The organism is Kitasatospora gansuensis (genome assembly GCF_014203705.1).
Taxonomy (GTDB): Bacteria; Actinomycetota; Actinomycetes; order Streptomycetales; family Streptomycetaceae; genus Kitasatospora; species Kitasatospora gansuensis.
Genome location: NZ_JACHJR010000001.1, coordinates 5,560,056 through 5,581,834, shown reverse-complemented (window position 1 = coordinate 5,581,834; position 21,779 = coordinate 5,560,056). Strand labels below are relative to the sequence as shown.

Sequence of the window (21,779 nt, the reverse complement as noted above, 5' to 3'; positions counted from 1 at the left end):
GCGCCGCCGTCACAGCGCCGCCAGCACCGCCGCCGCCATCGCGCGCTGACCCGCCGCGTTCGGGTGCACCGGGGTGAGCCCCTCCGCCGGGAACGGCGGCTCGATCCACCGGGTGTCCGGCGCCGCGCACATGTCGTGCCCGGCCACCGTGGTGTCCACGTACTTGGCACCGGCCGCCGCCGCCCGGCGCTTCAGCTCCGCGTTCAGCTCCTCGGCCTTCCGGGTCAGATAGCTCACGTCGGCCGCGGCGGCCGCCCGCCCGAGCGTCTTGGCGCAGCCCGCCGGGTCGGCCGGGAAGAGCGCCGGGTAGCCGACCACCAGGACCTTCGCCGCCGGGGCCCGCCGCCCGGTCTCGGCCAGCACCGCGCCCAGCTTCTCCCCCGCCGTGGTGATCCGCCGGCTCACCTGGTCCGTCCCGTCGGCCGACTCGAAGGTCTTCCGGCAGCCCGACCCGGTCAGCCCGGCCATCGCGCAGCGGCTCAGCACGTCCAGGAAGCCGACGTCGTTGCCGCCGATCCCGACCGTCACCAGCTTGGTGCCCGCCGACAGCGCGTCCAGCTGCGGCTGGTTCGACCCGCCGCCGGACAGCTTCTGAGCCCCCGTCAGGTCGGCCGTGGTGGCCGAGCTGCAGCTGACGTCGGTGAACTCCGCCACCCCGAGCTGCTTCGCCACCAGCGCCGGGTAGTTGACCGCCGACCGGTGGCACCCGGCCGGATCCCCGGCCTGCGGCGCGATGCCGGGGCCCGACGTGTACGAATCCCCCAACGCCACGTACGGGCCGGCCACCGGCGGGACCGGGGAGACCTGGGCCGCGCCACAGCCGGTCAGCAGGGCCAAACCGAGCAGACCGGTCAGGACCTGCCGCACTACTCCGCGCCGCGCTCGTGCTCGGCCAGGAACTCCTCGAACCGGCGCCCGAGTTCGTCCGCCGACGGCAGGTCGCTGCTCTCCGCGAGCAGGCTCTCCCGGTCCCCGGCCCCGGCCACCGCGTCGTACTGGCTCTCCATGCCCCGGATCGCCGAGCTCAGCTCGCCGTCACCCTGGGCCAGCTGCTCCTCGATGTCCGCGTACACCTCGCCGACCCGGTCGCGCAGCTCGGTGCCGGGCAGCACCAGCCCGCTGGCGGACTGCACCGCCTCCAGGATCAGCACGGCGGCGGCGGGGTACGGCGAGCGCGCCACGTAGTGCGGCACGTGCACCGCGAAGCCCAGCACGTCGTGTCCCGACTCGGCGAGCCGGTACTCCAGCAACGCCTGGGCGCTGCCGGGCACCTGGGCCTGGTCGAACCACTTCGGGTACCCGGCGGCCAGGTCGAGCCGGGTGCCGTGCGGGGTGAGGCCGACCGGGCGGGTGTGCGGGACACCCATCGGGATGCCGTGGAAGTCGACCGCGAGGCGCACCTCGAAGCGGTCCACCAACTCCCGTACGGCGGCCGCGAACAGCTCCCACTCGGTGTCCGGCTCCGGGCCGGTGATCAGCAGGAACGGGGTGCCCACCGCGTCCCGGACCAGCTGGAGCAGGATCTCCGGCGGGTCGTACGAGGTCCAGCGCTCGCGGTCGAAGGTCATCGCGGGGCGCCGGGCCCGGTAGTCCACCAGGCGGTCGTGGTCGAACCGGGCGACCACCTGCGGGGAGCCCTGCTCCAGCAGGTGGGTGACCACCTGCCCGCCGGCCTCACCGGCGTCCATGAAGCCCTCGAAGTGGTACAGCAGCACCAGCCCGGCGGCGTCCGGACCGGCCTCGGCCTTCGCGGCGGCCAACGCGTCCACGCCCTGCTGCTCCAGCCGGTACAGCTCCTTGGCATCACGCACCGCGCACCCAACCCCGTCCGTCTAGTCGTTCGTCTCGTCGCTCAGTCCAGCACGCCCCGCACCGTCGGCATTCCCACTCTGCCGGGCCGCGGGTGTACGCGCGTGGCGAACGTCCGAGAATCATCGCATCCCCGTACGAAACCGCAGGTGAGGGACCTGCCGAGGAGCGCGGGGCGGCCGCGACGGCGCGGGCCCGCAGACTGCGCGCCACGGATGACGCGCCGCGAAGTGACGCACCGCCCTCGGACGGGTATGGTCCTCTCGCTGCCTCGCATCGCCGCGTCGTCGTCACGTCGTTCGTCACGCCGTCGTCACGCCCCGGCCCGGTGCGGTCAGCCACCCCCACACCGCACCTTGCCTTCACTTGGCCGCCTGTTTCTCTTCGCGCTCTCGTACCTCTCTCGGCCATCTCGCGGACGCACACTGTCCCCTCGCTCATCCCTCGCCGGACCGGCCCCGTGGTTCCGTGTCCGCTCCGGCACCGCGCTGCCCGGCTCCGGGCTGTCGCCGTCCCTCCGTACCGCCGGGTCCCTCCGGCGTACGCCGAGGCCGGTGGCGGGCCCTGGGACGGGGCGAAAAGTCCCTTGCCCGAGCGCCGCACCACGGTGCCCGGGCTCCTACGACTGCCGAAGGACCGAAGGTTCCGTGCCCGTACCCGTCACCCTCATCGGCCGCACCGTGCGGCTGGAGCCTCTCGCCGAGCACCACGCCGAGGCACTCGCCGACGCCGGCGCCGAGGACCGTACGACCTACGCCTTCACGCCCGTCCCGCACGGCCTGGAAGCCGCCCGGGACTACATCGGGCGGGCGCTCGCCGACCAGGCCGTCGGACGGTCCCTCCCGTTCGCCACCGTCGCGGTGGCGGACAACCGGGTGGTGGGCTCCACCCGGTTCCTGGAACTCGACTACTGGCAGGGCCCGGTGGTCTGGCCGCCGACCCCCGGCGTGCCGTACGGCGACCCGGCCAGTGCCGTCCCGGACGCGGCCGAGATCGGCGCCACCTGGCTGTCCGCCCGGGCCCAGGGCACCGGGATCAACACCGAGGCCAAGCTGCTGATGCTCCGGTACGCCTTCGAGCAGTGGCGGGTGCGCCGGATCTCGCTCCGGGCCGACGCGCGCAACCTGCGCTCGCGGTCCGCGATCGAGCGGCTCGGCGCCACCTCCGAGGGCGTCCGCCGGGCCCACTCGCGCGGCCTGGACGGGGTGGTCCGGTCGACCGCCTTCTACTCGATCCTGGACGAGGAGTGGCCCGCCGTCCGCGACATCGTCGAACTGCGGATCGCCGCCGCCACCTCACCGAGCGCACCGGACCGGACCGTCCCGGCGGAGTGCCTCCGGCACGGTGCGCCGCTGATCACCGCCTGATCATTTGCTGGTGCGCCGACGGGCCAGCTCCCGGGTCTTCTCCGGGAGCTCGGCCACGTCCACCAGCTTCGGCAGCAGTTCGGGCTCGGTGGTCAGGGCCCGGAAGGTCTCGGCGACGGTGAGGTCGTGCGCCGGCCGGTACTCGACGGTGATCCCGTCCCCGGCCCGGATCACGCCGGGCTCCAGCACCCGCAGGTAGGCCCCGGGCAGCGCACGCTGGGTGAACCGCTTCACCCAGCGCTGCTCGACCAGCCAGTCGGCGAAGGTCGAGCACGGCACCCGGGGCACCGTCACCTCCAGCAGCAGCTGCTCCCCGACCCGCCAGCGCTCCCCGATCAGCGCGTCGTCCACCGCGATCCCCCGGGTCGTCAGGTTCTCCCCGAAGCACCCGTCGGTCAGCTCCCGCCCGAGCTCCTTCTCCCACTCGTCGAGCGCCTCCCTGGCGTACGCGTACACCGCCTGCAGATCACCCCCGTGGTTCGCACCGTCGAAGATCGCATCCCCGGCCAGCCCGGACCCAACCTCCCCCGGGGCCCGCACCTCCACCGGCTGATCGGTCGGCCGCTTGTCGATTCCGGTACTCCCGGCCTCCGGCTTCGCCGGGTTCGGTCGCGGGTGGGCAAGGTTCACTGAGCGCAGATATCCCATGCGCGGCAGCGTACGACCGCCCTCGGCCCACCCGCAGCCCGATTACCGCGCCCCGGCCCAGGCGGGCAGCGGTTCGACGGCGGCCAGCCAGGCGGCCGGGATACCGGCTGTGCCGGTGTGCGCGGCCACGACGCCGCCGACGATCGCGGCCGTGGTGTCCACATCGCCGCCGGCCCACACGGTCTCCCAGAGCGCGGCCTCGAAGTCGCCCAGGTTCCGCGCCGCCGCCCAGAGCGCGAACGGCACGGTGTCGGCGGCACTGGTCCGGCTCCCGTTGCCGAGCACCTGCGCGGCCGTACGGTGGTCGGGCTCGCCCAGCAGCGCGATCGCCTCACCGATCCCGGCGTGCACCGCCCCGGGCGGCGTCAGGCCCCGCACATCCGTCAGAAACCGTACGGGGGTGGTGGGTTCGACCCTGGCCCGGACCGCGTAGGCGGCGGCCACCGCAACGGCGACCGCCCCCGCCACGCCCTGCGGATGGGTATGGGTCACCACGGCACTGACCGTCGCGGGCCCGACCACGGCGGCCGGGTCGGCGCCGAAGGCCGCCCCGAGCGGAGCGACCCGCATCGCGGCACCGTTGCCGAACGAACCCTGCCCGTCGAACAACCCGGCGGCCAGCGCCCGGGCGTCCCCACCCTCCCGGATCAGCCGCAACAGCCGGTTGGCGGCCGGGCCGTAGCCCCGGTCGAAGTCGTGCCGCCGAGCAAAGGAGTGGATGAGGTCGGAGCTGTCCAGCGCCCCGCGCTCGGTCCAGCAGGCGTACACCGAACAGGCCATCTCGGTGTCGTCGGTCCACGGCCACGGTGCGGGCGGGAGCTGACGGTCGTTCAGGTACGGGCGGTTGGCGGGGACGAAGAACTGGGCGCCGAAGGCGTCGCCGACAGAGAGGCCCTGCAGGGCCTGGTAGGAGGGAGTCATTGCCACCGATCCTGCCAGGCCCCGAGCTCAGCGGTCGAGGAATTCCCGGACGGCGTGGACGAAGTCGGCCGACTCGCCGACCCACGGGAAGTGGCCGATCGCGGGCAGGACGGCGGACTCGCCGGCCGGGAAGGCGGCGGCGATCCGGGCCGCGAAGGCCGGGTTCGGGCTGCCGTCGTACGCGCCCGCGAGCACCAGGACCGGCGCGGTCAGCGAAGCGAGCGCCGCCCCGGTGACCGAAGGGTCGAAGGCGCCGTCCGCGTAGTAGAGCCCGACGAGTTCGGGGTGCGCCTGGACGGCCCGCTGGGCGACGTGCTCCTGTTCGGCGGCGCCCCAGCGGCCGTAGATCAGCGGGGCGAACCCCGCGAAGTCGAAGACGCCCTGCTTGGTGGCCTCCAGGGCCGCCAGTGCGGCGGGGTGCCAGGGCTCACCGGCCGTCAGCGCGGCGGCCTCGGCCCGGTCGTCCGGCTCCTCGCCGAGCCCGAGCGAGCCCGCTGCCGGGGTGACCAGCACCAGCCGGGAGATCCGCTCGGGGTACCGGGCGGCGTACAGCACGGCCAGGTCACCGGCGGCGGAGTGGGCGAGCAGGTCGAAGGTGTCCAGGCCGAGGTGCTCGCGGAGCGCCTCGACGTCGTCGACCTGGCGGTCACAGCGGTAGCTCGCCGGGTCGGCGGGCACGGCGGAGTCCCCGGTGCCGCGCAGGTCGAGCCGGATCAGGGTGCGGTGGGCGTCGAGACCGCCCAGGTCGCCGAAGTACGCGGAATCGCGCATCGGGCCACCGGGCAGGCAGACCAGCGGGGCGCCCTGGCCGGAGCGGTGGTAGCTGAGCGACGTCCCGTCAGGGGCGGAGAAGTTCGACATGTACGGGATCATCTCCGCCCCCGGGCCTGTGGGCAAGGTGGTTTGAGCCCTGGTCAGGCCGTCAGCCGGTGCAGATCCGGCTCGCCTTGACGGTCTCGAAGTTGGCCTTGAAGGCGTCGTGGACCGCGCTGTTACTGATCTTCAGCAGGGTCTCGTCGTTGGACCGCAGGTTGGGGAAGGTGTAGTTGTGACTCCCGGTGAAGACCACCTTGCTCCCGGCGACGTCCCGGTAAGTCCCCTCGACCAGCAGGTACTTGGAGTGCACACCGACCCGCCGGGTGGTGCCGTCCGCGTTGTCGGCGTGGCCGAAGCAGGTCGCGAAGTGGTCGATGGCGCCGGGTGCGCCGAGCTTCTCGCGGACGGCGTCGCCGAGCGTCTTGCCCTTGGTCTCCGGGTCGACCTCGTCGTGCTGGACCACCTCGACCTGGCAGCCCTCGCTCTTGAGCCTGGTCAGCGAGTCGGCGACCTGCGGCCGGGTGAAGGCGTACATCGCCACCCGGACCTGGGTCTTCGGCCCCTGCTTGGGACAGGAGACGTTGGAGAGCAGCGAGACGACGGTGTCGGTGTCCGGGTCGGTCTTGTAGGTGCCGCCGGTCTCGTGGCGCGGGAAGAAGTACGTCTTGTACGCGCCCACGTCCTCGGTCCGGTAGTAGTTGTCGTTCCCGTTCCAGGTCTTACCCATCGTCCGCAGGTCCTGGAAGTACCCGGCGTAGGACGCGTAGAGCTTGGCGTCCGGGATGGTGACGGCGTTGTTGTAGTAGGTGACGTTCTTGGTGCCGGTGAGGTTGGCCGAGGTCTGGAAGACCACGTTCGGGGTGGAGCCGACCTTCGAGAACAGGAAGAACTTGTTGTGGTTGATCGGGACGCCCCCGTCGTCGTCACCGTTCAGGTCCCGGTCACCGATGCAGGCCCGGGTCGCCGGGCAGGTCATCACCCAGGAGCCTTCGGAGAACACGGCGCCGCCGAGGCCGAGTTCGGGGTGGTTGACCGGGTCCATCCCGTCCCTGAGGTGCTCGAACTCCCCGCCCTCCGCGGTGTTGTCGGACTGGTGGTCCAGGATGACCATGACCTTGACGCCGTTCTTCTTCGCCTCCAGCAGGGCGTTCCGGACGGCGTCGTCGGTGAACAGGAACACGGTGCCGCGGATCTCCTCCCCGGGCGGCGTGCGCTTGATCAGCGAGATCAGCTGGTCCCGGATCGCGTTCATCCGGCTGCTGGTCCCGATCGGGTCGTTGAAGGTCGTGCTGAGCGTGACGGCGTCCTCGGCGGCCGCCGCCGTGCCGGGCACGCCGAGCAGCGACACCCCCAGTGCCAGGACGGCCGCCATCGCGGTGCGACGGATGCGCATGATTCCCCCTCGAATCAATAACGATCTTGTTCGAGGGGACAATCTAGCGGTCGGCGCCGGCCGCCTCCGCGGCGGCGGCCGCCAGCTGCTGAAGTGCCGTCAGGTGTCCGGCCAGCGCGGCCCGGCCGGCCCGGGTGGCGGCCAGCCAGGTGCGCGGGCGCTTGCCCACGTACCCCTTCTTGGCCTTGACGTAGCCGAGCTCCTCCAGGGTGGCGGCGGTCTTGCTCAGCACCGAGTCGGAGACCTGGCAGTAGTCCCGCACCGCGCCGAACTCGGCCTCCTGACACCCGCTCAGGAAGGCCAGCACCGTCAGCCGGGTGGGGTGGTGCAGGTTCGGGTCCAGTTCGGTCACCGGGCCTGCTCCAGCTCGCGGCGGATCTGCCGGTTGACCTGGAGCATGGCCAGCCAGAACGCCCCACCGGCGGTGGCGCCCGCCACCAGGCCGACCGGCAGCATCGGCAGCCCGCCCCACCAGCCCAGGCCGCCGACCGTCAGATAGGCCGCGGCGATCACCAGCACGGTGACCACCGCCAGCTTGGCGACACCCGGCCGCGGCCGCTGGGCCACCCCGCTGGACCGGGCGGCGATCGCGGCCAGCATCCCGATCAGCGGGGCCGCCATCGCGCAGCCGACGATCCGCAGCCACTCCACCTCGAACTGGATCGCGGCCCCGACGAGCACCCCCTGCACCAGGAAGACGGCACCGATCCCCGGCCCGTACCAGTCGGGCAGCGGTATCGGCCGCTCGGCGGCGGCGGTGGCCCGGCCGGCCAGTGCGAGTGCTTCGGCAGGCGTGAGCGGCTTGTCCATGGAATCCCCCTCGGATCGGCAAGTGGTTCCATGATGACACTTACTTTCCTGATTGGAAAGTAGTTTCTCAGCAGCGCGCGTCGATCTCCTCGAAGCTGTCGTAGTGGTCCGCCGTCCAGTACTGCTCCCCCACCGACCCGGTGACGATCCGTCGGGCGCCCCGGGTCGGCGAGCCCGGGGTGACCACGGTGTACTCGTGGTAGTAGTCGCCCTTCATCCGGGGCAGCCGGCCCTCGCGGTTCTCGAAGACGATCCCGTCCGAGCGGTAGGGGTACGGGCCGCCTTTGGCGATCAGCGCGAGGGTGTCCCTGGCCTGGACCGGGAGCTTGGTCCGGCAGACATCGGCGTACGCGGCGCTGGTCGGCACCCAGCCGGAGGCCGGCGCGGCGGCGTCCCCGCCACCGCCACAGCCGGACAGCCCGAGAGCCAGTAGCAGGACGACGAACAGGCGGCGTTTCATCCGCCCAGCATCCCGCCCCGCCCGCCCTGCAAGCGGACAAAACGCCGCCGGGGCGGGTACGGACGCCATTGTCCGTACCCGCCCCGGCTGCTTACGTACGGCGGCTCTCCTGCGCCGAGCTCCGCCGTACGCCCCTCCCCGTTGGAGGGGGTGCGGTCAGCGATGGGACCGCGCTGATCAGGGATCAGCGCGAGTCGCTGCCCGCGGTCTCGAGGGCGGCGCGGCCTGCCTCCAGGCGCGCCACCGGAATCCGGAAGGGGGAGCAGGACACGTAGTCCAGACCCACCTCGTGGAAGAAGTGCACCGACTCCGGGTCGCCGCCGTGCTCGCCGCAGACGCCGAGCTTGAGGTCGGGGCGGGTGGCCCGGCCGGCCTCGACGGCGTGCTTGACCAGCGCGCCGACGCCGTCCCGGTCGATGGTCTCGAACGGGCTGACCCCGAAGATGCCCTTCTCCAGGTAGGCCGTGAAGAACGAGGCCTCCACGTCGTCCCGGGAGAAGCCCCAGACGGTCTGGGTCAGGTCGTTGGTGCCGAACGAGAAGAACTCGGCGGCCTCGGCGATCTGACCGGCGGTCAGCGCCGCACGCGGCAGCTCGATCATCGTGCCCAGCTTGATGTCCAGCGACACCCCGGTGGAGGAGGCCACCTCGGCGAGTACCCGCTCGCACTCGTCCCGGACCAGCTCCAGCTCCTGCACGGTGCCGACCAGCGGGATCATCACCTCGGGGCGCGGGTCGCCGCCGGCCAGCTTGCGCTCGGCCGCCGCCTCCGCGATCGCCCGGACCTGCATCCCGAACAGGCCGGGGATGACCAGGCCGAGCCGGACGCCGCGCAGACCCAGCATCGGGTTCTGCTCGTGCAGCTTGTGCACCGCCTGGAGCAGTCGCAGGTCGTTCTCGTTCGGGTCCTTGCGGGCCTCGGCGAGGGCGACGCGCACCGACAGCTCGGTGATGTCCGGCAGGAACTCGTGCAGCGGCGGGTCGAGCAGACGCACCGTCACCGGGAGCCCGTCCATCGACTGGAACAGCTCCAGGAAGTCACCCTTCTGCAGCGGCATCAGGGTGGAGAGCGCGAGCTCCCGGTCCTTGTCGTTGTCCGCCAGGATCAGGTGCTCGACCTCCTTGCGGCGCTCCTCACCGAGGAACATGTGCTCGGTGCGGCACAGGCCGATGCCCTGCGCGCCGTACCGGCGGGCACGGTTGGCGTCCTCGGCGTTGTCGGCGTTGGCGCGGACCGCGAGCCGGCGGCGGACGTCGGCGTGCGACATCAGCCGGTGCACGGCCTGCACCAGGCCGCCCTGGACGTCGGCGCCCGCGTGCAGGGTGCCCTCGAAGTACTCCACCACCGGGGACGGCAGCACCGGTACCTCGCCGAGGTAGACCCGGCCGTTCGCCCCGTCGATCGAGACCAGGTCGCCCTCCTCGATCACCAGGCCGTCGGAGGTGGTCATCCGGCGGCGCTTGGTGTCGACCTCGAGCTCCTCGGCGCCGCAGACACAGGTCTTGCCCATGCCGCGGGCCACCACGGCCGCGTGCGAGGTCTTGCCGCCGCGCGAGGTCAGGATGCCCTCGGCCGCGATCATGCCCTCGAGGTCGTCCGGGTTGGTCTCCCGGCGGACCAGGATCACCTTCTCGCCGGAGCGGGACCACTTGACCGCGGTGTAGGAGTCGAAGACCACCTTGCCGACCGCGGCACCGGGCGAGGCCGCGATGCCCCAGGAGATCTGCTTGGACTCGGCGTTCGGCGCGAACCGCGGGAACATCAGCTGGGAGAGCTGACCGCCCGTCACCCGGTGCAGCGCCTCGTCCAGGTCGATCAGGCCCTGGTCGACCAGCTGGACGGCGATCCGGAACGCGGCGGCGGCGGTGCGCTTGCCGATCCGGGTCTGCAGCATCCAGAGCTTGCCGCGCTCGATGGTGAACTCGATGTCGCACAGGTCGCGGTAGTGCAGTTCGAGCTTCTGCATGATCGCCATCAGCTCGTCGTACGACTTCTTGTCGAGCTGCTCCAGGTCGGCCAGCTGGAGGGTGTTGCGGATGCCCGCCACCACGTCCTCGCCCTGGGCGTTGGAGAGGTAGTCGCCGTAGACGCCGACCGCACCGGTGGAGGGGTCGCGGGTGAACGCGACACCGGTGCCGGAGTCCTCGCCGAGGTTGCCGAAGACCATCGAGCAGACGTTGACCGCCGTGCCAAGGTCGTTCGGGATGCGCTCCTGGCGGCGGTAGAGCCGGGCCCGATCGCCGTTCCAGGAGTGGAAGACGGCGTGGATCGCCAGGTCCATCTGCTCGCGCGGCTCCTGCGGGAACTCCCGGCCGGTCTCGCGGAGCACGATGCCCTTGAAGGTCTCCACCAGCACCTTGAGGTCCTCGGCGGTCAGGTCGAGGTCGTTCTCGGTGCCCTTGGCCTGCTTGGCCTCGTCCAGGGCCTCCTCGAACAGCTCGCCGTCGACGCCCAGCACGGTCTTGCCGAACATCTGGACCAGCCGGCGGTACGAGTCCCAGGCGAACCGCTCGTTGCCGGACTGCGCGACCAGGCCGAGCACCGAGGCGTCGGAGAGGCCGATGTTCAGGACGGTGTCCATCATGCCGGGCATGGAGAACTTGGCCCCGGAGCGGACCGACACCAGCAGCGGGTTGTCGGCCTGGCCGAGCTGCTTGCCCATCTCGGCTTCGAGGGACTCCAGGTGGCTGCTGATCTCCCGGTGCAGCGATGAGGGCTCGCTGCCGGTCTCCAGGAAGACCTTGCAGGCCTCGGTGGTGATGGTGAACCCCGGAGGGACGGGGAGACCCAGGTTGGTCATCTCGGCGAGGTTCGCACCCTTGCCGCCAAGAAGGTCCTTGAGGTCCTTGTTTCCTTCGGTGAAGGAGTAAACAAACTTCTGCTCGGACGGCACGGGTCGTCTCCTCGCACACGGTTGCCCTGACGCCGGAGAACATACCCATTTCGAAGGCGCTGCCGCGCCCCCAACAGGCCCAACATGCCTGGGGGTGGCAGCCGACCCGACAGATCGAATGCCCGCCCAGGCGTTCACCTCTGTTGTTGAAATCGTCCGGCTGACGCTAGCAATGCTTCAAGTATTGAACGCAATGAAACGTGAAGATCACACGAACCGGACGGAGAGTAGCGGCAGATCGTCTGCCGTGTTGCCCCGGCTTGATTTCCTGCAGCCAGTCCGGCGGTTCGGTGCCCGGGCCCTTCGGGAAGCGTTCCACCCCTCCGGAGCCCGCCCGGCCCACCTGACCGGCCGTCAGGGCCACGGTATGTGGCCAGCGTCACGAGCGCATCTCAGCCGTCGGCCGTACGCCGAACGGACGGTCGGTGACCCTATGTCTACTCATGACTCCACTGTGTCACCAAAATCTGCCACAAAGGAGCCCTCTTGGCCAGGTTGTCCAAGAGGGCTCGGCCGGGGCGGCCTGTGCGCCTTCGCGGCCCATTTGGCCACTCCGTAGTGGTCAGCCGCCGGAAGTGTCCGATTCGGCGTCCGCACTAGGGATGGCGCAGTCGTACGGATCGTCCAACCAGCCCTCGGGGAGTACCACCCGGTTGTTGCCGCTGGTCCGGCCGCGCGGACCGTCGGCGCTCTCCGGCCAGAGCTGGGTCTGCTCGACCTGGGCCAGCGTCTCGGTGAGTTCGGCCAGTGAACTCGACATCGCCAGCTTCACCCGGAGCTCGGAGCCGACCGAGAAGCCCTTGGTGTACCAGGCGACGTGCTTGCGGAAGTCGACCACACCGCGCGTCTCGTCGCCCATCCACTCGCCCAGCAGCTCGGCGTGCCGCACCATCGCGCGGGCCACGTCGGCGAAGGCCGGCCGGGCGTAGTCGACCTCGCCCTCGAAGATCTGCACCAGGTCCTTGAACAGCCACGGCCGCCCCAGGCAGCCGCGCCCGACCACCACGCCGTCGCAGCCGGTCTCGCGCATCATCCGGATCGCGTCCTCGGCCGCCCAGATGTCCCCGTTGCCGAGCACCGGCACGTGCGCCGGGACGGACTCGCGCAGCCGGGCGATCGCCGACCAGTCGGCGGTGCCGCCGTAGTGCTGGGCGGCGGTCCGGCCGTGCAGCGCGATCGCCGACACCCCCTCCTCGGCACCGATCCGCCCGGCGTCCAGGTAGGTCAGGTGCTCGTCGTTGATGCCCTTGCGCATCTTCATGGTGACCGGCAGGTCACCCGCGTTGGCCACCGCCTCGCGGAGGATCTCGCGCAGCAGGTTCCGCTTGTACGGCAGCGCCGAGCCGCCGCCCTTGCGGGTCACCTTGGGCACCGGGCAGCCGAAGTTGAGGTCGATGTGGTCGGCCAGGCCCTCGGCCGCGATCATCTTGGCCGCCTTGCCGACGGTGACCGGGTCCACCCCGTACAGCTGGATCGAGCGCGGCTTCTCGCTCGGGTCGAAGTGGATCAGCTGCATGGTCTTGGCGTTCCGCTCGACCAGTGCCCGGGTGGTGATCATCTCGCTCACGTACAGGCCCTTGCCGCCGCTCTGCTCCCGGCACAGGGTGCGAAACGGGGCGTTGGTGATCCCGGCCATCGGCGCCAGCACCACGGGCGGCCAGACCTCCATCGGCCCGATGTTCAACGGCTTGAACTCGGGCGTCGGTGCAACGGGCGTGGTCGTCATGGCGCGGCAGGTCCTCGGTGGTCGGCGGACGGACTCTTCATTGTCCCCCACTCGGCTCAGCGTCCAGCCGCAGCAGCTTCTCCCGGCTCTCCTGGTCGCGCGGCGTGTAGGTCACCAGCCGGCTGCCGGGCCGGGGGCCGAGCCAGAGACTGGTGTACTCGAACCGGATCAGCCCGGCCTCGGGGACCAGGAACCGCTTGACCCCGTTGCCCGCCGCCGCGACCTCGTGGCGGCCCCACAGCTCCTCGAAGTCCGGCGAGGCGGTGCGCAGCCGGTGCAGCAGCGTCTTCCAGGCCGGTTCGGCCCCGTGGTCGGCCATCGCGGCCCGGAACCGGGCGACCATTCCCTGCCGGTCCGTGTCCTGGTCCACCAGCCGCTGAGCGAAGGTGCCGCCCGTGAAGACCAGCCACATCAGGTTGCGCTCCTCGAACGGGAGCTCCTCCAGATCACCGGCCAGCCAGTGGTAGGAGCGGTTGAAGGCCAGCACGTCGTACCTGCTGTTGATCACCGCCGCCGGGTAGGGCGCCAGCTGCTCCAGCAGCAGCCGGACCGCCGGGGTGACGGTCGGGCACTCCGGCCGCGCCACCGGGTCCTCGCTGCCCGCCAGCACGAACAGGTGGCTCCGCTCGGTCGGGTCGAGCTGCAGCGCCCGGGCCACCGCGTCCAGCACCTGGGCCGAGACCTGGATGTCGCGGCCCTGCTCCAGCCAGGTGTACCAGGTGACCCCGACCGCCGAGAGCAGCGCAACCTCCTCCCGGCGCAGCCCCGGCGTCCGGCGCCGGCCGACCACCGGGAGGCCGACCTGCTCGGGGGAGATCCGTTCGCGGCGGCTGCGCAGGAAGGCGGCCAGTTCGGTGCGGGCGGTGGTGGTCGTGGTCATGGGTACCAGCATGCCGGTGGTCTTCTCCTGTTGCCAGGTGCTGCTGGTACCAGGATAAAGACCATCTGGTACCCGGCTCGGCCCGGCGCCAGAGTAGCGGACGTGACTCAGCAACTGACGCTCCCCCAGCTCGCACCGTCCCGTTCCCTGCTCTCCACCGCCGGGCTCGCCACCGTCCTGCTCGGGGCCTTCCTCCCCTCGCTGGACTTCTTCGTCGTCAACGTCGCCCTGCCCACCATCGAGCACGACCTCAGCGCCGGGCCCGCCGTGCTGGAGCTGATCGCCGCCGGGTACGGGATCTCGTTCGCCGTCCTGCTGGTGCTCGGCGGCCGCCTCGGCGACGCGATCGGCCGCCGCCGGCTCTTCCTGTACGGCGCGGTCGCCTTCGCGCTCACCTCGCTGGTCTGCGGCCTGGCCCCGGACGCCTGGAGCCTGGTGGCCGGACGGGCCGCCCAGGGTGCGGCCGCCGCCCTGCTGATCCCACAGGTGCTCGGCACCATCACCGCCGCCACCGACGGCCACCGCCGGGCCCGGGCGCTCAGCGTGTACGGCGCGGCGGGCGGGGTGGCGGTGGTGGCCGGCCAGGTGCTCGGCGGGCTGCTGGTCGCCGCCGACCTGTTCGGTACCGGCTGGCGCTCGGTCTTCCTGCTGAACGTCCCGTTCGCGCTGCTGGCCGCCCTGCTGGCGCTCCGTCACGTCCCGGAGAGCCGCGCCGACCGGGCCACCGGGGTCGACCTGCCCGGCACCGCGCTGCTCACCCTCGCCCTGCTCGCGCTGTTCGTCCCGCTGACCGAGGGGCGGGCGCTCGGGTGGCCGGTGTGGTGCCGGCTGCTGCTGGCCGCCTTCCCCTTCCTCGCCTGGGCCTTCGTCCGGGTCGAGCTGCGCACCGAGCGGGCCGGAGCCGTACCGCTGCTGCCCTTCTCGCTGCTCCGGCTCCCCGAGATGCGGCGCGGCCTCGGCATCGCACTCCCCTACTTCACCGGCTTCGGCGGCTTCATGTTCGTGATCGCCGTCCTGCTCCAACAGGGCCTCGGCCTCGGCCCGGTGCCGGCGGGCTGGACGCTGGTCCCGATGGCCGTCGGCTACTTCTGCGCCTCGCTCGCCGGCCCCCGGCTGGTCGGCCGGTTCGGCAGCCGGGTGATCACGGCCGGAGCGGTGGTCCAGGCCCTCGGCCTCACCACCCTCGCCGCCACCGCCCTGACCACCGACCTCACCCCGCTCCGGATGCTCCCCGGCATCGCCCTCGCGGGCATCGGCCAGGGCCTGATCGGCACCCCCCTCTTCCGGGTCGTCCTCTCCCGCATCCCCACCACCCGAGCCGGCGTCGGCAGCGGCGTCCTCGCCACCACCCAACAGTCCAGCCTCGCCCTGGGCGTGGCCACCCTCGGCACCCTCTACCTCGCGCTGGCCCCCGCCCTCGGCTTCGGCCGGGCGCTGGCGGTGGTGCTCGGGGTGCAGACCTGCGGGTCGGTGGCGATCCTGCTGCTCAGCCTGCGGCTGCCGCGCTCGGTGGCCTGAGAGGCAGGATGAAGGGCATGAGCGAGCCCACCCAGACGTACTCGATCACCATGTCCCGAGAGATCGCCGAGGCCGCACGGGCTCGCAGCGGCCCAGCCGGGCTCTCCGCATACGTCGTGGCAGCGGTCGCCCGTCAGATCGAACGGGACAACCTCAGCGAGCTCATCGCGGTCGCGGAGGCCGAGCACGGCCCCATCACGGCGGAGGAGATCCAGCGAAACCGCGCCCGCCTGGGGCGTTCACGTGAGGAGCAGAACGACCCGGGAACGGGCGGGGCCTGAGTCACGGCTGTGTCGTGCCCGCGGGCACCCCGAGGACCTCACTGCCCTGTGCGGCGATCGCATCACGGTGATCAAAGTCTGAAGCCTGCCCGACCACGCACCTTGGCGATCCTCCAGCGCTCCGGTCAATCGGCCGGCTGCGGCTCCCTGGGCACCCGGGCCAGTGCGGCCCGGACGGCCGAGGCGAGGTCCGGAACGTTCACGCCCAGCCTCTGCAACAGGTCCGCGGTTTCGGCGAGCGGGCGTCCGACCTCCTGGGCGATCGCGAGCAGCTGGACGAGGCGCATCGGCGGCTGGAAGACGGTCGGCAGCTGTTCCACCTTCGTGCTGAGGAGTCCCAGGGCTTCCCGTTCCGTAAGCCCCTCGGGAAGTTCCGTGTGCGAGAGCGGAATACCGTAGGAGCGCAAGCGCGCCACGACCTCGTCAAGTGGCACGGCAAGCCCACGGGCTACCAGGATGACCCGGAAGAGCGGCACGGTCTGGCCGACAGTCAGGCCGGAGTGCCAGTTCGCCCCCAGCCGGGGAGTGGAACTGTCTGCCAGCAGGTCGTCGTCCAGGGAAGTCGGGTACTGCGGCACTCGCAGCTCGACCCGAATCCCGTAGACGGCAAGCCTTTCGATCACGTGCGCGAGCGACTGGCCCGACCCCTGTGCCAGTGCGAACAGCTCCCCGTAGCCAGGCACCTTGTCCGCCGGGATCGGCCCGAACTGGTCTGTGCCGGAGAGGAGACGGAGGTCATCATCCTGCTCCGGGCCGGTTGGCACAGGAGGCAGAAGAAATCCCAACCGCCGGTACTCGTCGACCACTTCGTCATACGGGAGACGCCATTCACGCTGAGCTGCGAGCAGCTGCGCGGGTGACAACATCCTGCCGAGGCTCAACCAGGGACCGTGGCCGGTGCAGCCGAGGCTCAGCCACTTCAGCATCTCCTCGTCCAAGGCCACGGGAAAGCCGAACTCCTCGACCGTCACCCGAAATGCCTCCAGTCGCCGCCGGACCTCGGCCGGGGAAAGGCCGGTCCGCAGCGATGCCTGCACGACGTGACCGGGTTCCACCGGCTGGTCGAACCGAATCGGGAATCCCCCCGAGCTGTCGCAGTTGATGCAGAGGATCCGCCGGTCCTGCTCGTCCGGCACCTCGGACAGCCAACCGCCGGATTCCCTCCGCTCCTCGGCCCGAGCGATTCCCCCCGCCTGACGGACCAGGAAGGTCCAGGGCAGCACCCCACCCGGGAATCGGTACGCTCTGTGGGCCCTCTCGATCGCGGCCTTGACAGCAGGGGCGAACACCCGCCCGGGTTCGTCAGGGAAGACTTCCGGGTCTCCCGTCCTCACCCCCAACAGGCGGCACCGGAGTGCGAGCTCGCGGGGACTCCGGCGGGTCAACACCGCGAGAACGTAGAGGTCGTTCTCCGACACCAACGGCTCATGGCTCAGCGGAATCAACTGCTCGTCAGACGGCCTGGCGGTGACAACTTCCCCCTGATCAGCCAGCTCGGCCACCAGGGAGGTCAGTTCGTCGAGCAACCGATGAGGCCCGGTGGCCATCAACCGCCACAGCAGAAATTGATCCGGCAGCAGCAGGGGGTACGGGGTTCCGTCAAACGCCCGGCCCTCCTCGCCCAGCAGCTTGCCGTCCGCCGGGAGGCGGCCGACGACCGCCTCCACAGCGGCGGACGGCGCCGCCTGCTCGGCCGCCGCCGTGGCGACGACGTCCGCGAGATACAGGCTGGCCTCGGCGAGCTTGCGCATCCACTCGAGTGTCAGGAACGAATCCGGCGCGCCGACCAGGACCGGAACCGCTTCGGCCAGCAGAACCTCCAGTTGCTCCGAGAGGTCGTCGAGGACCTGACTCCGGTCGACGGACAGCCGCCCAGGCGTGTGACGGCCGCTGAGACTGACCACAGCCCCTCGGAGATGACGCAAGGCCCAGCTCGACTCACCGAGTTCGACCCGCAGTCCGTCCACCAGTAGCGCACCACCTCGCTCACACCAGATCACCCGGGTGCCCTCCGGCCCTCCGGGCCACACCACTGTGCGGTTGGCTCCAGCCGAACTCTCCGCCCCGTCCGGCCCGAACGCGAACTGCATTTCCTCCACCCTTTCCAGCCGGAACGTGTCCGCCAGCACACCGGGCACCCACTTCGCCACCTCCTCGCCCCGGCGGACGGTGGTGGCGAACTCGGCGATCCCCAGCACCTGCCGCAGGGTGTCCGGTGCCGACCAGGAGCGCCACTCGGCCGCATCCCCGCGCAGGTAGAGCCGCACCCGGGTACCCGTCTCCCGGGCCGGCTCCGGCTGCTGCACGATGCGGAACAGATGCCCGGGGCCAAAGATCCGCGCCTCCACCACCGGCCCGGGCAGACCGTCCAGCCCCATCCGACAACTGGTCAGCCGGATCTCGTCGGCCAGCATGAAGTACGAGAACACCCCGATCCCGAACCGGCTGTTCGGGAACAGCTCCACCGGCGGGTCGAGCCGCTGCCACTCCGCCCGCTCCAGCAGGAAGTCGGGCTGCTCGGCAAAGCGGGCCCCGGCGTGCGAGAAGACCCCGCGCAATTCGGTCTCGCCCATCCCGATGCCGTTGTCGTGGCACTCCAGGTAGGCGCGGCCGTCTTCGTCCACCCCCTGGGTGAAGTCGATCCGCCCCTCGAAAGGGTGCACCGGCCGGCCGGTCCGTTCCAGGTACTCCGTCCTGGCTCGCCGGTAGCGGCAGGCGTCGAGGGCGTTCTGGTACAGCTCACGGACCGCCAGATCAGGATTCCGGTACAGCTGAGTCCCCGTCAACAGCTCGCGTACCCGGCGGTCGTCGAGCCGGAACCGTGCCCCGCTGCTGAACACGCCTTCCCTCGGCAGCACTCCGTCGGCCGACAGTCGCTTGGGCAACTGGGGCATCGGTTTGGTGATCCGCTCCGGAACCACCCGGCCGACCGCGTGCAGGAGCTCGTCCAGGCGGTCGACGTACTCCCGCAGAGCCTCGACCACGGCCTCGTGGTCGCACTCCGCCCTGAGCACCGGCAAGTCGGCATGACCGCCCCAGCTGGCCCGTTCGAGGGTGCGGACCAGCTCGGCCGGGCCGACCGGGTAAGGAATGCCGGTGTGCTCGACGATCGTGTCGGGCAGTGCGGCCAGTGGCAGGGCCGTCCCGTGCGCGAGTGCGAGCAACAGGCTCAGCCGCTGCTCGCGGACCCGCTGCCGCCCCGGTCCTGGCAGGACGTCGTCCGCCGCCAGCCGGGCCAGGTGCTCCGGACCGCAGACGTCCGGGCCTCGTCGCGTCCCGTGCAGCAGCTTGGCCAGCCGCCCGGCGTCGAGCGCCGCGGTGAGCGGCTGTTCCGGCTCGGCGACGGCATTCACCAGCTCGCCCAGCCCACGGTCGGTCTCCAGCCATCGCCGGAACAGCCACCACCCGATCACCGGCGCCGCCTCGGGCCGCAACTCGGCCCGGTGTACCAGAAGTTGGTACCCGCCGAGGAAGGACTCGTACGAGGACCGCGCCGCATCACGCTCGGCCCGAACGGTGAGCAGCTCGGGCCCGACGTCCAACGCCCCGGCCATCGAGGTCAGTTGCTGAACGGCATGGAGATAGGGGACGAGCACCAGCAGCCCGGCCTCCGCCGGGTACAGGTCCAGCGGCTCCCCCTCGCCCGGCTCGCCGAGCAGCCACTCCACCCGGTCGGCGAACCGCGCCGGGAAGCCGGGGTCGCGCCACGGGTCGGCCTTGAGCGCTGCCTCTGCCGCGTCGCGCAGGACGGCCAGCTTCCGGACGATCCCGACCGCGTGCTCCCGGTACGGTTCGCAGTCGCGCGGTGCCGTGTGTGCCCACACCCGTGACTGCCGGACCTGTCGGGCCCAGGGGTCCTCCTCGACCGGTGCCCCGGCCGACTGGAGCGAGACGTGCGCGTCGCCCCCGACCAGGAACACCGGCCCCTGGAACTGCCCGCCGTCGATCCTGTTCCCCACCTGTGTCACGCGCTGTCCTCCCCGGTCCCTCGTTCCCGAATTCTAGGAGGCGCACCGGTGCCTGTGAGCTGGAGTCACAGGATGATTGGCTGTCTGGCTGTCCGTCAGCACGGGGCAGAGGCTGAAGCCTCCGTGCAGGTGACACCGAAAGCAGTGATGCCCCATGACCAGCGTCTCCGAGGCGCCAACCGTGACCTTCGACCGCCTGCGCTATGCGGGTGTGTTCGTCTTGCTGTTCCTGTTCGGGACCGAGACGTTTCTGATCTCGCCGCTGTTGCCGACCATTGCCGAGTCGATCGCGGTCAGCGAGTCGGCGGCGGCCGCGAGCGTGACGGCGTACGTGCTGGTGTACGCGGTGTTCGCGCCGTTCCTCGGTCTGCTGAGTGACCGGTTCGGGCGGCGGCGGGCGTTGGTGGCGGGGACGGTGCTGTTCGTGCTGTCGAACGCCGGGGCGGCGCTGTCGAGTGATCTGACCACGCTGGTGCTCTCCCGGGGGCTGGCCGGGCTGGCGGCTGCGGCGGCCGGGCCGGCGATCTGGGCGCACATCGCCGAGACGGCGCCGGATGCGGTCCGGGGGCGGGCGCTCGGGCTCGGGATGGCGTTGTTCTCCACCGGGCAGGTGCTCGGGGTGCCGTTGGGTGGGCTGTTGGCGGGGGCCGCGGGGTGGCGGTCGGCGTTCTGGGCGCTGACGGTGGGGACGGCGGCGGCGCTGCCGCTGCTGCTGCGTCAGGTCCCGGCGCAGGACGGTGCGGACGCCGTCGGGGCCGCGCCGGGCGGGTCGGTCAAGGCGCTGCTGGCGGGCTGGGGTGACCCGGTGCTGCGGCGGGCGCTGCTGGTGAACACCGTGTTCAGTGCGGCCAACCTGGGGGCGTTCACCTTCCTCGGGGCGGTGCTGGTGCAGCGTTTCGACCTGTCGGTGGAGGCGCTGGGGCTGGTCGGCGTCCTGGTCGGCGCGGGCAGCATCGCCGGTTCGCTGCTGGGCGGTCGGCTCGGCGACCGGGCCAGGGCGGCCGGTCGGAACAACCTGCCACTGCTGGCGCTCTGGGGTGTCCTGCTGGCGGTCGGCATCGCGCTGACGGTGCGTGGTCCCGGGCTGGTGGTCGCGCTCGCCGGGGTGGTGGTCTGGTTCGTCGCCAGCGGCGGGTTCGTGACGGACCAGCAGACGCTGGCCGGCACCGTCGCGCCCGAACTGCGGGCCACCTCCAGCGCCTGGCTGACCTCCACCATGTACGCGGGGACCGGGCTCGGCGCCTGGGCAGTCGGCTCGTTCTCGGACGTCGGGGACGGCACCCTGCTGGTCGGCGCCGTCCTGGCGCTGGTCGCGGCGCTCGGCGGACTGCTGGTCAGCGCGGGCCTGCGGCGCAACTGAAGCAGCGGAACGGCAGCCGCCCGGGGCCACAGGCCCCGGGCGGCTGTTCGGCGTCAGCCCGCTTCGCGGGTGGGTACGGACCGCAGCGGGTGAGCGGCCAGCGAGGTCATCCGGGCCCGGTCCTCGGCACCGGCCGGGGTGAACAGGAGCACCAGCGCCGACGGGTCGTCCACCGGGTGGAACGAGGAGAGGGTGAGCCGGACCGGGCCGATCCCGGCGGGCTCCACCAGCACGGCCCGGGCGGTGAGTTCGGCCACCGAGTGGCAGCCCCACCAGTGCCGGAGCTCGGGCGCGTCCTCGTCCAGATGCCGGTAGACCTCGCCGGTGCGCGGGTCGGCGAGGGCGGGTCCGGCCTGGGCGCGGAAGTGCTGGAAGACGTTCATCGCCAGCGGCTCCCAGTCGTGCAGGACCGTCCGCAGCCGCTGGTCGGCGGCCATCAGCCACATCAGGTTCCGCCGGTCGGCGGGCACCGCCTCGGGCGGGCCCCAGAGCGCGGACCAGGGCGTGTTCCAGCCGAGCAGGTCGAAGTGCCGGTCGAGCAGCACCGCCGGGCTCAACGGCCAGGAGTCCAGCACGGGTTGGACGGCGGCGGCCAGGCCGCCGTCCACCGGGGCGGGACCGGCCGGCTCGTGGTAGCCGGCCAGCCGCATGGCGTGCCGCAGGCCGGCGGCGTCCAGTTGCAGGGCCCGGGTGACCGCCTCCAGGACCTGTCGGGAGGCGGTCACCCGGCCCTGCTCCAGCCAGGTGTACCAGGCCAGTCCGACCCCCGAGAGCGAGGCCACCTCCTCCCGCCGCAGGCCAGGGGTGCGGCGCCGGGCGGTGGATCTCAGACCGACGTCCGCGGGCTTGAGCTGCTCGCGGTGGGCCCGCAGGAAGGCGCCGAGTTCCTGGCTGACGAGGGGAGTTGACATGCTGTGAGCTCCTCGGGC

Annotated in this window: 18 protein-coding genes; 4 read left to right on the top strand and 14 right to left on the bottom strand. The window is 71.6% G+C overall.

Annotated features, from left to right (window positions below):
• Positions 1–9: 9 nt before the first annotated feature.
• Both F4556_RS24935 and F4556_RS24930 read right to left on the bottom strand, forming a co-directional pair.
• Positions 10–867: an SGNH/GDSL hydrolase family protein gene (locus F4556_RS24935; RefSeq protein WP_184919757.1), complete on the bottom strand. Its 858-nt coding sequence runs from the start codon at positions 865–867 to the stop codon at positions 10–12.
• Positions 867–1,811, bottom strand: a complete 945-nt coding sequence (locus F4556_RS24930) for a proteasome assembly chaperone family protein (protein ID WP_184919755.1) — start codon at positions 1,809–1,811, stop codon at positions 867–869. The genes F4556_RS24935 and F4556_RS24930 overlap by 1 nt, the downstream gene beginning before the upstream one ends.
• A gap of 645 nt (positions 1,812–2,456) precedes the next feature.
• Here F4556_RS24930 and F4556_RS24925 point away from each other — a divergent pair.
• Positions 2,457–3,176 (top strand): GNAT family N-acetyltransferase, encoded by a 720-nt coding sequence (locus F4556_RS24925; RefSeq protein WP_184919753.1) that lies wholly within the window; start codon positions 2,457–2,459, stop codon positions 3,174–3,176.
• On the opposite strand, the gene F4556_RS24920 is transcribed toward F4556_RS24925, so the two are convergent.
• From F4556_RS24920 to F4556_RS24875, 10 genes are all read right to left on the bottom strand, one after another.
• On the bottom strand, positions 3,177–3,824 hold the full coding sequence (locus tag F4556_RS24920) for an MOSC domain-containing protein (RefSeq protein ID WP_184919751.1): 648 nt from the start codon (positions 3,822–3,824) through the stop codon (positions 3,177–3,179).
• Between the two features lie 42 nt (positions 3,825–3,866).
• On the bottom strand, positions 3,867–4,745 hold the full coding sequence (locus F4556_RS24915; RefSeq protein ID WP_184919748.1) for an ADP-ribosylglycohydrolase family protein: 879 nt from the start codon (positions 4,743–4,745) through the stop codon (positions 3,867–3,869).
• A 27-nt stretch (positions 4,746–4,772) separates the two neighbouring features.
• The gene (locus F4556_RS24910; RefSeq protein ID WP_184919746.1) at positions 4,773–5,606 is read right to left on the bottom strand and encodes an alpha/beta fold hydrolase; all 834 of its coding nucleotides are present in this window, start codon (positions 5,604–5,606) and stop codon (positions 4,773–4,775) included.
• Between the two features lie 61 nt (positions 5,607–5,667).
• The gene (locus F4556_RS24905) at positions 5,668–6,954 is read right to left on the bottom strand and encodes a phospholipase D-like domain-containing protein (RefSeq protein ID WP_184919744.1); all 1,287 of its coding nucleotides are present in this window, start codon (positions 6,952–6,954) and stop codon (positions 5,668–5,670) included.
• Between the two features lie 43 nt (positions 6,955–6,997).
• Positions 6,998–7,306, bottom strand: a complete 309-nt coding sequence (locus F4556_RS24900) for a transcriptional regulator (RefSeq protein WP_184919742.1) — start codon at positions 7,304–7,306, stop codon at positions 6,998–7,000.
• On the bottom strand, positions 7,303–7,764 hold the full coding sequence (locus tag F4556_RS24895; protein ID WP_184919740.1) for a hypothetical protein: 462 nt from the start codon (positions 7,762–7,764) through the stop codon (positions 7,303–7,305). The genes F4556_RS24900 and F4556_RS24895 overlap by 4 nt, the downstream gene beginning before the upstream one ends.
• A gap of 67 nt (positions 7,765–7,831) precedes the next feature.
• Positions 7,832–8,224 carry a guanyl-specific ribonuclease gene (locus tag F4556_RS24890; protein ID WP_184919738.1) on the bottom strand — a complete coding sequence of 131 codons (393 nt, stop codon included), beginning with the start codon at positions 8,222–8,224 and terminating at the stop codon, positions 7,832–7,834.
• Between the two features lie 184 nt (positions 8,225–8,408).
• Positions 8,409–11,117, bottom strand: coding sequence for a pyruvate, phosphate dikinase (ppdK, locus tag F4556_RS24885; RefSeq protein WP_184919736.1), 2,709 nt, complete (start codon positions 11,115–11,117; stop codon positions 8,409–8,411).
• Positions 11,118–11,679: 562 nt separating this feature from the next.
• Positions 11,680–12,843 (bottom strand): tRNA dihydrouridine synthase DusB, encoded by a 1,164-nt coding sequence (dusB, locus tag F4556_RS24880; protein ID WP_184919734.1) that lies wholly within the window; start codon positions 12,841–12,843, stop codon positions 11,680–11,682.
• Positions 12,844–12,880: 37 nt separating this feature from the next.
• Positions 12,881–13,723, bottom strand: a complete 843-nt coding sequence (locus F4556_RS24875) for a helix-turn-helix transcriptional regulator (protein WP_184919732.1) — start codon at positions 13,721–13,723, stop codon at positions 12,881–12,883.
• Between the two features lie 102 nt (positions 13,724–13,825).
• Here F4556_RS24875 and F4556_RS24870 point away from each other — a divergent pair, with 102 nt between their 5' ends.
• Both F4556_RS24870 and F4556_RS24865 read left to right on the top strand, forming a co-directional pair.
• The gene (locus F4556_RS24870; RefSeq protein ID WP_313068586.1) at positions 13,826–15,241 is read left to right on the top strand and encodes an MFS transporter; all 1,416 of its coding nucleotides are present in this window, start codon (positions 13,826–13,828) and stop codon (positions 15,239–15,241) included.
• Between the two features lie 17 nt (positions 15,242–15,258).
• Positions 15,259–15,522 (top strand): CopG family transcriptional regulator, encoded by a 264-nt coding sequence (locus tag F4556_RS24865; RefSeq protein ID WP_184919728.1) that lies wholly within the window; start codon positions 15,259–15,261, stop codon positions 15,520–15,522.
• A 125-nt stretch (positions 15,523–15,647) separates the two neighbouring features.
• Here F4556_RS24865 and F4556_RS24860 read toward each other — a convergent pair whose 3' ends face one another.
• A complete protein-coding gene (locus F4556_RS24860; protein ID WP_446684979.1) occupies positions 15,648–19,442 on the bottom strand; it encodes a wHTH domain-containing protein in 3,795 nt (1,264 codons plus the stop codon).
• Positions 19,443–19,644: 202 nt separating this feature from the next.
• On the opposite strand from F4556_RS24860, the gene F4556_RS24855 reads away from it, so the two are divergent.
• Positions 19,645–20,850 (top strand): MFS transporter, encoded by a 1,206-nt coding sequence (locus F4556_RS24855; RefSeq protein WP_184919724.1) that lies wholly within the window; start codon positions 19,645–19,647, stop codon positions 20,848–20,850.
• A 53-nt stretch (positions 20,851–20,903) separates the two neighbouring features.
• On the opposite strand, the gene F4556_RS24850 is transcribed toward F4556_RS24855, so the two are convergent.
• Positions 20,904–21,761, bottom strand: a complete 858-nt coding sequence (locus F4556_RS24850) for a helix-turn-helix transcriptional regulator (RefSeq protein ID WP_184919722.1) — start codon at positions 21,759–21,761, stop codon at positions 20,904–20,906.
• Positions 21,762–21,779: the final 18 nt, after the last annotated feature.